This window comes from Pseudomonas sp. BF-R-30, assembly GCF_019956175.1.
GTDB lineage: Bacteria > Pseudomonadota > Gammaproteobacteria > Pseudomonadales > Pseudomonadaceae > Aquipseudomonas > Aquipseudomonas jessenii.
Genome location: NZ_JAHBDE010000059.1, coordinates 1 through 9,893, shown reverse-complemented (window position 1 = coordinate 9,893; position 9,893 = coordinate 1). Strand labels below are relative to the sequence as shown.

Annotated in this window: 9 protein-coding genes and 1 pseudogene; 6 read left to right on the top strand and 4 right to left on the bottom strand. The window is 58.8% G+C overall.

Features of this window, described 5'->3' with window-relative positions; translation table 11 throughout:
• The 3 genes from uvrC to KGB20_RS24350 all read right to left on the bottom strand — a co-directional run.
• Positions 1-804, bottom strand: an 804-nt coding sequence (gene uvrC, locus KGB20_RS24360; protein WP_223518155.1) for an excinuclease ABC subunit UvrC, incomplete at its 3' end; no start/stop codon positions are given.
• Positions 805-806: 2 nt separating this feature from the next.
• Positions 807-1,448, bottom strand: a complete 642-nt coding sequence (gene uvrY / locus KGB20_RS24355; protein WP_032829778.1) for a UvrY/SirA/GacA family response regulator transcription factor — start codon at positions 1,446-1,448, stop codon at positions 807-809.
• Between the two features lie 97 nt (positions 1,449-1,545).
• Positions 1,546-2,019 carry a GNAT family N-acetyltransferase gene (locus KGB20_RS24350; protein ID WP_154909241.1) on the bottom strand — a complete coding sequence of 158 codons (474 nt, stop codon included), beginning with the start codon at positions 2,017-2,019 and terminating at the stop codon, positions 1,546-1,548.
• A 653-nt stretch (positions 2,020-2,672) separates the two neighbouring features.
• Here KGB20_RS24350 and KGB20_RS24345 point away from each other — a divergent pair.
• Positions 2,673-3,749 carry a 3-deoxy-7-phosphoheptulonate synthase gene (locus tag KGB20_RS24345; protein WP_154909242.1) on the top strand — a complete coding sequence of 359 codons (1,077 nt, stop codon included), beginning with the start codon at positions 2,673-2,675 and terminating at the stop codon, positions 3,747-3,749.
• Positions 3,750-3,809: 60 nt separating this feature from the next.
• Here KGB20_RS24345 and KGB20_RS24340 read toward each other — a convergent pair whose 3' ends face one another.
• Positions 3,810-4,874 carry a hypothetical protein gene (locus tag KGB20_RS24340; protein WP_154909243.1) on the bottom strand — a complete coding sequence of 355 codons (1,065 nt, stop codon included), beginning with the start codon at positions 4,872-4,874 and terminating at the stop codon, positions 3,810-3,812.
• A gap of 335 nt (positions 4,875-5,209) precedes the next feature.
• Between KGB20_RS24340 and KGB20_RS24335 the strand changes: the two genes are divergently transcribed.
• The 5 genes and pseudogenes from KGB20_RS24335 to KGB20_RS24315 all read left to right on the top strand — a co-directional run.
• Positions 5,210-6,091 carry an esterase/lipase family protein gene (locus KGB20_RS24335; protein ID WP_154859798.1) on the top strand — a complete coding sequence of 294 codons (882 nt, stop codon included), beginning with the start codon at positions 5,210-5,212 and terminating at the stop codon, positions 6,089-6,091.
• Between the two features lie 106 nt (positions 6,092-6,197).
• A complete protein-coding gene (locus KGB20_RS24330; protein ID WP_008051985.1) occupies positions 6,198-6,479 on the top strand; it encodes a peptidylprolyl isomerase in 282 nt (93 codons plus the stop codon).
• A 135-nt stretch (positions 6,480-6,614) separates the two neighbouring features.
• Entirely contained in the window at positions 6,615-8,483 is a 1,869-nt protein-coding gene (locus KGB20_RS24325; RefSeq protein ID WP_154909244.1) for an extracellular solute-binding protein, read from the top strand.
• Positions 8,483-9,544 carry a microcin C ABC transporter permease YejB gene (locus KGB20_RS24320; protein WP_102671498.1) on the top strand — a complete coding sequence of 354 codons (1,062 nt, stop codon included), beginning with the start codon at positions 8,483-8,485 and terminating at the stop codon, positions 9,542-9,544. Before KGB20_RS24325 ends, KGB20_RS24320 begins: the two co-directional genes overlap by 1 nt.
• Positions 9,544-9,893, top strand: a pseudogene (locus KGB20_RS24315) (ABC transporter permease); the annotation flags it as partial. The gene KGB20_RS24320 and the pseudogene KGB20_RS24315, both read left to right, overlap by 1 nt.

Here is a 9,893-nt window from a genome sequence, read left to right as displayed (position 1 = left end):
GATCAAGTGGACACAGGCGCCGCCCGGGTTGACGAAGGCGGCAATCACATCGACGTCCCCGGTCCCGCCCTCCATGCTCTGTTGATCCTGGACCCGGCGCAGTAACGCAATCTGGTCCCGTAACTCGGCTGCACGTTCGAATTCGAGATTGATCGCCGCCTCTTCCATCCCGGCGGACAACTCGTCAGTCAGTGCATTGCTGCGCCCTTCAAGAAACATCACCGAATGGCGGACATCCTCGGCGTACACCTGCGGCTCCACCAGCCCGACACAGGGCGCCTTGCAGCGTTTGATCTGGTATTGCAGGCATGGGCGCGTGCGGTTCTTGTAATAACTGTCTTCGCATTGCCGAACGAAAAACGTCTTTTGCAGCAGGCTCAGGCTTTCGCGGATCGCGCCAGCACTCGGATAAGGCCCGAAATACTTGCCCTTGGCCTTTTTCGCGCCGCGATGAATGCTCAGGCGCGGAAACTCTCCGTCGGAGAGAAAGACGTATGGGTAGGATTTATCGTCGCGCAGCAGGATGTTATAGGGCGGGCGCCATTCCTTGATCAGCGTCTGCTCAAGCAGCAAGGCTTCGGTTTCGTTGGCGGTGATCGTCGTCTCGACCTGGGCGATACGCGCTACCAGCGCGGCGGTCTTGGGGGCAAGCCCGGTCTTGCGAAAGTAGCTCGACAGGCGATTCTTGAGGTTCTTCGCCTTGCCGACGTAGAGCAACCGCGCTTCGCTGTCGAACATGCGGTACACACCGGGGCGCCCGCTAACGGTCGACAGAAAGGCGCTCGGATCAAAGGTGTCGTTCATTTTCAGAGGCTGGCGTCGACCATGCCATGACGAACCGCCAACAGCGTCAACTCGACATCACTGCTGATCGAAAGCTTTTCGAAGATGCGGTAACGGTAGGTGTTCACGGTTTTCGGGGACAGGCACAGTTTATCGGAAATGATCTGTACTTTCTGGCAGCCGACGATCATCAGCGCGATCTGGATTTCCCGCTCCGACAAGGCATCGAAAGGCGAATCGTTGGTCGGCTGGAAGGACTTGATCGCCAATTGCTGGGCAATTTGCGGACTGATGTAGCGTTGCCCGGCAAACACCAGGCGAATGGCCTGGACCATTTCCGGCAAACCTGCCCCCTTGGTCAGGTAACCTGCCGCACCGGCCTGCAACAGCCGCGTAGGAAACGGGTCCTCTTCACACACGGTCACCGCGACGACCTTGATATCCGGATGACTGCGCAATAATTTTCGAGTGGCTTCAAGACCGCCGATACCCGGCATCTTGACGTCCATCAACACCACATCGGGTTTCAGCTCGCGCGCCTTGATCAGGGATTCCTCACCCGACTCGGCCTGGCCGACTACTTGCAGGCCATCGATGTCAGCCAGCATTCGTGTAATGCCTGTACGAACGAGATCATGGTCATCGACTACTAGCACCCTAATCAAGCAGACACCTCGCGATTTGGTCTTATTGGGTTGTCAGACACCTTAGCAAAAAGCATCTGGCAGACCTAGCGGAAAGCGTCAGATTAAAAGTTTCAATTCATCTTGAAAGGCTTGCCGCAAGCGTGTTGCAGCGATCCAGGCAGGGAATATCCAGCTGCATCCTCAGGAAACATTCGTCCTTGCCCACTACCCTCAATCCCTTGCGCTCGTACAACGCTTGCGCCGGGTTGTTTTCGAAAACCGTCAGGCGCAACGCCGGACGCCGCTCCTGGCGCGCCAGAATCAGTACCTGATCGATCGTCCAGGATCCAGCGTCCTGCCCACGAAACGCTTCGACGATATGCAATTCACGGATATACAAGGCCCTGGCGTCACGGCTCAGGCTGACATAACCCAGCACTTTGTCGCCCCATGCGATCAAGCGGTTGTCCCGCCCGGCCCAGGCCACGTCAAACGCTTCGTCCAGCCACAACAGGTCATGCTCAATGTAGTAACGCAGCATGCCCCTACGGGTCAGTTCGCGGGCAAATTCCAGGTCATCCGGTATTGCCGGACGCCATTGGCATTCCATCATTCCAGCTCCACGGCGAGGGTCAGGTGCGTCCTTGTGACGATGTGTTTTTTATTGAAGCGCAGAGTGTGTCACATCCTTCGGGGTACTCAAGCGATAGAAAGGGACGACGTTGGCCGATAGCATTTTCTGATTGAATCTGCGTACCGGCCTCTAGTAAGCTCGACCCATCCATCGGAGACAGACCATGTTCAACGCCCTCTTACAGCTTGGTACCGCCAGCGCCCCGCGCTCGGTTGCGGCTGCCCGGGTGAACGACGGTTGTGCTCCGGTCAGCTTTTATTTTGGGTATTGGTTTAGCCACTGGCGCGCCTGATACCCACACGGCGCCCACTTTAAACGGGTCGCCACCAGAGAATTCTCAACCCCCGGTCGGCCTCCCGACCGGGGGTTTTGTTTTTTCAGCCCCAACACTTTTAGCGACACACCAGACATTCAGAGGATTAAGAACATGAACTACGCCACTTATTACCGTTACGACAGTTTTACCGCCTGGCGATTTACCACCCTCCGCTCGGGACAGCCTGCCGCCTCCGATCGGTCACCCACAGGTGGCAAGCACACACACGCAGCCAATCCGGCCAATTGTCGAACACCCCAGTAGGGCCGAGCGCGCGGGCACGAACCCGCCACCAGCCCAGGAAGCCTTGAATATGAACTCGTCCGTCTCTGCACTGCCGCTGTCCACCTTGAGCCCTGCCAATGAAGCGCTGACCCTGCGCCTGCCCAGTTCATTACAACTCAAACAGCAATTGCCCCTCGGCAACGCTCTGACCCGGCAAGTCACCGCCCACCGCCAGGCGGTTCGCGCGATCCTCAACGGTGAAGATTCCCGCCTGCTGGTCATCGTCGGCCCCTGCTCGATACACGATCCCGAATCAGCCCTCGAGTACGCTGGCAACCTTGCCCGCCTCGCCGCCGAAGTCAGCGACGAAATGCTGCTGGTGATGCGTGCCTACGTCGAAAAACCCCGTACCACGGTTGGCTGGAAAGGCCTGGCCTACGACCCGCACCTCGATGGCAGCGATGACATGGCCGCCGGCCTGACGCTGTCCCGGGAGCTGATGCGCGAAATGCTCCGCCTGGGCCTGCCCGTTGCCACTGAACTGCTGCAACCGATGGCGGCCAGCTACTTCGATGATCTGTTGAGCTGGGTCGCAATTGGCGCCCGGACCACGGAGTCGCAGATCCATCGGGAAATGGCCAGCGGGCTGGCTATGCCTGTAGGGTTCAAGAACGGGACAGACGGCGGTGTTGGCGTCGCCAGCGATGCCATGCGCTCCGCCGCCCATCCCCATCGCCATTTCGGTGTCGATAGCCAGGGACATCCGGCGATCATTCAAACCCCGGGTAATGCGGACACGCACCTGGTACTGCGCGGCGGCCATCGCGGCCCGAACTACGACAGCGCCAGCATCGCCCAGGTGAACAGCGACCTGACCAGGCTCAGGATTCCGGCTCGAATCATGGTCGATTGCAGTCATGCCAACAGCGGCAAAGACCCGTTGCGCCAGCCAGCCGTTTTCAACGATGTACTTGAACAACGCCTGCAAGGTGATCGTTCGCTGATCGGCATGATGATCGAGAGCCATTTGTTCGAAGGCTGCCAGCCATTGAGTTCGTCATTGAAATACGGCGTGTCGGTGACCGATGGTTGCCTCGGTTGGGCCGGGACAGAACAGTTGTTGCTTGAAGCGGCAGATCGGCTGCGAGCGTCAAACAACGCCTGATAATCGACATCATCCGTGCGCCCTCCGGCCTTCATGGGAAGACTGGAGGGCAAATGGCAATCAATGTCCCATCAGGGACTGCACTTGAACCTGCGTCACCCCCGATTGCTGTCGGGTGCCGTTAAGGCGCTCGACTGAATAGGAAACACGGATCGCCGAATCTCGATGTTCCCTCCAGAACGGGTAGGGAACGATGAACACCAACGGCTCGCCAGCGGTGTCCCTGGTTATTTCGCGGTCGTCATGGTGATTGAGTTTCTCCCCGTCGCACTCCAGGTAAATCCGTTCTCCTTTTTCAGCGCTGGCGTTCTCGATGACGACGGTCACGCCATCCTGCGCATCCTGCAGGTCCACCCAACCTTCGTCGGCTTCCAGCACAGTGGGTGCTTGCAGTGGTCGGCGCTCCAGGATGCCAATCATCAGTGCCGTTACTTCAGAATAGCGAGGCCCCTGCCCTGCTTGCTTGACGCAATAATCGACGGACACTGAGGAGCCCAGATTCAGCGTAATGCACTCCGGACTGACCCAGAACGACAGTTCGTCCCCCACCGCGAAGGACTCGACCTTGAGTGCATCACTGAAACTTGAGTCGACCGAAACGCCCGCCCAGGTCAGCAACACCCAGTCGCCCGCCGCCATGCGCGCATAGGGTTTGATCGTAACGATCGCCCCTTCTTTCACCCTATCGGGATCAAGCGTTCTACCCACCGCATCGTTCACCGTCGCGGGCAACAGGTCGCATTGCACGTCACCGACACTCAGCTGCAGACGATGGGAATGCACGGGCTCGGCAAATCGGGTGCTCGTCAGTGAGTAACCGATTTCCAGTGAGCCACCCTCAAGCGCCGCGATATGTGCGCTACCTACGGCAAAGATGATGTCCTCGCCGACCCGTTCCTCACTGACAAAACGCGCCACCTGATGCTTGCAGGCGAGGCCATCGGCATCCAGCCCCGCCCAACTCAATAGTAATTTGTCGCCGCAGGTCATGCCTGGATACGGCTGGACCCTGATGACGGCTTTTTTGTCGGAAGGGTTCAGAACACCGTTTTGCGCCTGCTCCAGCATGGGAGGTGGTAATGGTTGCTGCACGAGATTCAAGGTATCGGGTTCATAAGCAGTCATTCATTCGCTCCATTCCCTGGAATAGACACCGGACAGGTGGCCGGCTCTGGACGGCTATTTAACCCCAAGGCAAACAATCGCGATGTCGGCCTCAAACGCTGACCCGCTCGGAAAGTCGATACATGCAAAGTAGGTCTTTGATCAGCAACAAGCTGATTGCCGCGAAAAGTCCTCAATCGATTCCGACCAAGGCTTCAGCCACTCGTGGGTATTCGCACTTGTTCTATTCCGTTTTCCGCAAGTTTCGCCGGACTTTTCATACATCGCGCCAACCTCGAGTGTTTTAGAGTGAAGCGCCATGCAGTCTCAATGAACTTCTGCGTAAAGGTATGAACATGCAAAGGAATGCAAGCACTTGTTACCCAATACTGCTGGTCCACGGCCTTTTCGGCTTCGAAAGAATCGGCAAGTTCGAGCTCTTTCACGACATCAGGCAGGCGCTGAGGAACGCCGGAGCCAGGGTGTTCGTTCCCCACTTGTCGGCCATCCATGACAACGAGGTACGCGGAGACCAATTGCTCGCTCAGATCGAGCGGGTACTGGAAGGAACCGGTGCACACAAAGTCAACCTCATAGGTCATAGCCAGGGCGCACTGACCGCACGTTATGCCGCAGCGATTGCGCCACACAGCGTGGCATCGGTCACCTCCGTCAGCGGGCCGAACCATGGTTCGGAACTGGCCGATTTCCTGCGCAAGGCATTGACACCGGGCTGCCTGCCGGAACATGTGGCCGAGACAGTGGTGACCCTGTTCGCCGACTTCCTCGCGGCATTAAGCGACAATCAGTATCTACCGCGGAACGCCATTGCCGCCCTCAACGCGCTGACCACCGAAGGCGTAGGCGCATTCAACGACAAATACCCACAAGGACTGCCTGCCACCTGGGGTGGCAAGGGGTGCGAACGGGTCAACGGTGTTCATTACTACTCGTGGAGCGGCGTGCTGCCGTCGAATGCTCTAGAAGAAGGGCTTTATGCGCTCGATCCGTTCAACGCCTTCTGCCGAGCCCTTTCCGGCTATTTCGTCACGGAAAGCGAGCAGAACGACGGTTTGGTCGGTCGTTTCAGCTCCCATCTGGGAACGGTTATCCGGTCCGACTATCCACTGGATCATCTGGACACCATTGGCCAGCCGGCCGGTCAACTGCGTAAAGGTGTCAACCCGATTGAACTGTATGTCCAGCACGCCAGGCGCTTGAGGGACGCCGGCCTTTGAGGTGCGACTGCCGCGGATCCCGCGTGGAACGGAACTTTGAGGAGAAATAGCTCACTGAATCCGGTAGGCTCAGCACTTTATCGAGTATTGAAAGGAGTATTTTCCCATGGCTAAAGCCACTGCCCGTCACATCCTTGTTGCCTCCGAAGCCAAGTGCAACGAACTCAAGGCCCAAATCGAGGCTGGCGCCGATTTCGCCGAAGTTGCCAAGGCAAACTCCACCTGCCCTTCCAGCCGCCAGGGCGGTGACCTGGGTTCGTTCGGTCCGGGCCAGATGGTCAAGGAATTCGACACTGTGGTCTTCAGCGCACCGCTCAACGTGGTCCAGGGCCCGGTCAAGACCCAGTTCGGTTTCCACCTCCTGGAAGTGACCAGCCGTCAGGACTGACCGACGCTTGAGCTATTCACTCAACGGCCCGCCTATTGGTGGGCCGTTGTGTTTTCAACGCGCAATACGGCTGGCGAGGGACGCGCCGCTAGCGTACAAATTGTCGTTAACGACCTCCCGGTTCTAAGGCTGACAATGCGACTGGCTTTCCCTACTTTGCTGTTCACGGCCGTGGCCCTGCTGATGGGTGCCTCGGGCGTGCATGCGGCACCGCAACCGGCAATGACCGTGTACGGCGAACCGGCGAAATACCCTCCCGGCTTCAGTCATTTCGCCTACACCAACCCGCAGGCCCCCAAGGGTGGCACGATGCGGCGATCGGCGATCGAAATCGGTCAGTTCGATCATGTTTTGCCTTACATCGACAAAGGCATCGGCGTTACACAGATTGACGGCTTGATCTACTCGCCACTGGCCCAACGCTCGCTGGACGAGCCTTATACCGTTTACGGTCTGGTGGCTGAGAAGATGGAGCGCTCAGAGGACGGCCTGTCCCTGCGCTTTTACCTCAACCCCAAGGCGCGTTTTGCCGATGGCAAACCGATTACAGCCCAAGACGTGCGCTACACCTTCGACCTGCTGATGACCCAGGGCAGCCTGCGCTACCGAACCCAATTCGCCGACGTCAAAAGCGTCGAATTGGAATCGCCACTGACCATCCGCTTTGATTTCAAGAACAACGAAAATCGCACCCTGCCCCTGGATATCGCAACCTTGCCGGTGTTTCCCGAACACTGGTGGAAGAGCCGCGATTTCGCCGGTGGCGGCGGCTATGAAGCGCCGCTGGGCAGCGGTCCCTATACAGTCGGCAAGATCGATTCGGGGCGCAGCATCACCTTCGAGCGCAACCCCGATTGGTGGGGCAAGGATCTGCCGGTCAGCCGTGGCCTGTACAACTTCGATCATTTCAGCATCGAGTACTTCGGCGATACCGACGTGGCGCGCCAGGTGTTGCGCGGCGGCGCCTTTGACTACAACCGGGAATTTTCCGCCACCGCTTACTCCATCGGCTACGAAAGCCCGGCCCTGAGCGATGGTCGCCTGCAAAAAGCCCACCTCGCCACAGAGGCGCCGCAACCGGCCCAGGGTTTTGTGTTCAATCTGCAAAAGCCCATGTTCCAGGACCGTCACGTGCGCCAGGCGCTGGTGATGCTGTGGGACTTCGAGTGGAGCAACCGGCAGATGATGCGCGACATGTACATCCGCCAGCAGAGCTTTTTCTCCAATACCGATCTCGCGGCCCGGCAACTGCCGGATGCGGGTGAGCTGGCGATTCTCGAACCGTTGCGCGGGCAGATTCCCGACGAAGTCTTCACCAAAGTGTTCGAGGCGCCGAAGACCGATGGCAGCGGCGTGATTCGTGACAAGCAGTTGCAGGCCCTGGACTTGCTCGAACAGGCTGGCTGGAAACCCGATGGCGACCAACTGGTCAATGCCCACGGCGAACCGCTGAGCTTTACGTTCCTGGTCAGTCAGAACGGCATGGACCGCCTGCTGTTGCCCTATAAACGTACGTTGAAACAGATCGGCATCGACCTGAACATCCGCCGCATCGACTCGTCCCAGTACGTCAATCGCCTGATGAGTCGCGACTACGACATGATCGTCACCGGCTACCCGGTCACCACCTCTCCGGGGGGCGAACTGGTCAATTACTTCGGTTCGGAGGCGGCCACCGACCCTGGCTCCAACAACTACATGGTGCTGAAGAACCCGGCGGTGGACACCCTGATCACCGGGCTGATCCGCGCCAATACCCAGGCTGACATGTTGCATTACGCCCATGCCCTGGACCGGGTGCTGCAATGGAATTACTACTGGATTCCCAACTATTACCCGCCGGGCACCTCAACGGTGTGGTGGAACCGCTTCGGCATCCCGAACGTGCAAGCGAGTAATGACGAAGCCATCGAGAGTTGGTGGGAGATGAGCACCACGCCATTGACCAACCAACAGATGACGGCCGAGCGTATCAGCCGAGGCAAACCCGGAGGGCCGCACTGATGTGGGCTTACATATTGCGGCGCCTGCTGCTGATCATTCCGACGCTGGTGATTATTCTCCTGGTCAACTTTGTCATCGTCCAGGCCGCGCCGGGCGGGCCGGTCGAACAGGCCATCGCGCACCTGCAAGGCATTGGCGGCGCCGCGGTCGGCGGCGGTTCCGGCGAGTCCGTGAGCGGCAAGTCCCGTGCCAGTCGCGGGCTCGACCCGCAGCTGATCAAGGACATTGAAAAGCAGTACGGCTTCGATAAACCGGCACACGAACGCCTCTGGCTGATGCTCACCAGCTACGCGCGCCTGGACTTTGGCAAAAGTTTCTTCCGCGGCGCCACCGTCACCGATCTGATCCTCGAAAAAATGCCCGTGACCATTTCCCTCGGACTCTGGGCGACGCTGATCACCTACCTGGTGTCGATTCCCCTGGGCATCCGCAAGGCCGTGCACCATGGCAGCCAATTCGACATCTGGAGCAGTACCGCGATCATCATCGGCTATGCCATGCCGGCGTTCCTGTTTGCGATGTTCCTGATCGTAGTCTTTGCCGGTGGCACTTCGCTGAACTGGTTTCCGGTCCGCGGGTTGGTCTCGGACAACTTCGAATCGCTGTCGACCCTTGGCAAAGTGGCCGACTACTTCTGGCATCTGGTGCTGCCGGTGACCGCCCTGGTGATCGGCGGATTCGCCACGCTGACCATCCTGACCAAGAACTCGTTCCTCAATGAAATCACCCGCCAGTACGTGGTCACCGCCCGGGCCAAGGGCTTGAGTGAACGACGGGTGCTCTACGGGCACGTGTTCCGCAACGCCATGCTGCTGGTGGTGTCGGGCATTCCCCAGGCGTTCATCAGTGTGTTTTTTGCCGGCTCCCTACTGATCGAGGTGATCTTCTCCCTCGACGGCCTCGGCCGCATGAGCTACGAAGCGGCGGTATCCCGGGACTATCCGGTGGTGTTCGGCTCGCTGTTCATCTTCACCCTGTTTGGCCTTCTGATAAAACTGGTCGGCGACCTCTGCTACACCCTGGTCGACCCGCGTATCGACTTCGCCGCGAGGAACGCCTGATGCTCAAGCTTTCACCGCTGGCGCGTCGCCGCTTCGAGCGGTTCAAGAAAAACCGTCGGGGCTGGTGGTCGCTCTGGCTGTTTGTCGGCCTGTTCCTGATGACCCTGGGCGGCGAACTGATCGCCAACGACAAACCGTTGATGGTCAGCTATCAGGGCCAGTGGTATTTCCCGGTCTTCAAGCGCCACACCGAACAGGCCTTCGGCGGGCAACTGCCGTTCCAGGCCGACTACCGCAGCGACTACGTGCAGAAACTGATCAAGAAGGATGGCGGCTGGTTGCTGTTTCCACCGATTCCGTTCAGTGACGACACACCCAACTACGACCTGAACAAGCCCGCCCCCAGCCC

What these genes read in the sequence shown, in the direction of transcription:
- KGB20_RS24350 (WP_154909241.1), bottom strand. Translation starts at nt 2,019, where the DNA reads ATGGAATGCCAATGGCGTCCGGCAATACCGGATGACCTGGAATTTGCC.
- KGB20_RS24345 (WP_154909242.1), top strand. Translation starts at nt 2,673, where the DNA reads ATGAACTCGTCCGTCTCTGCACTGCCGCTGTCCACCTTGAGCCCTGCC.
- KGB20_RS24340 (WP_154909243.1), bottom strand. Translation starts at nt 4,874, where the DNA reads ATGACTGCTTATGAACCCGATACCTTGAATCTCGTGCAGCAACCATTA.
- KGB20_RS24335 (WP_154859798.1), top strand. Translation starts at nt 5,210, where the DNA reads ATGCAAAGGAATGCAAGCACTTGTTACCCAATACTGCTGGTCCACGGC.
- KGB20_RS24330 (WP_008051985.1), top strand. Translation starts at nt 6,198, where the DNA reads ATGGCTAAAGCCACTGCCCGTCACATCCTTGTTGCCTCCGAAGCCAAG.
- KGB20_RS24325 (WP_154909244.1), top strand. Translation starts at nt 6,615, where the DNA reads ATGCGACTGGCTTTCCCTACTTTGCTGTTCACGGCCGTGGCCCTGCTG.
- KGB20_RS24320 (WP_102671498.1), top strand. Translation starts at nt 8,483, where the DNA reads ATGTGGGCTTACATATTGCGGCGCCTGCTGCTGATCATTCCGACGCTG.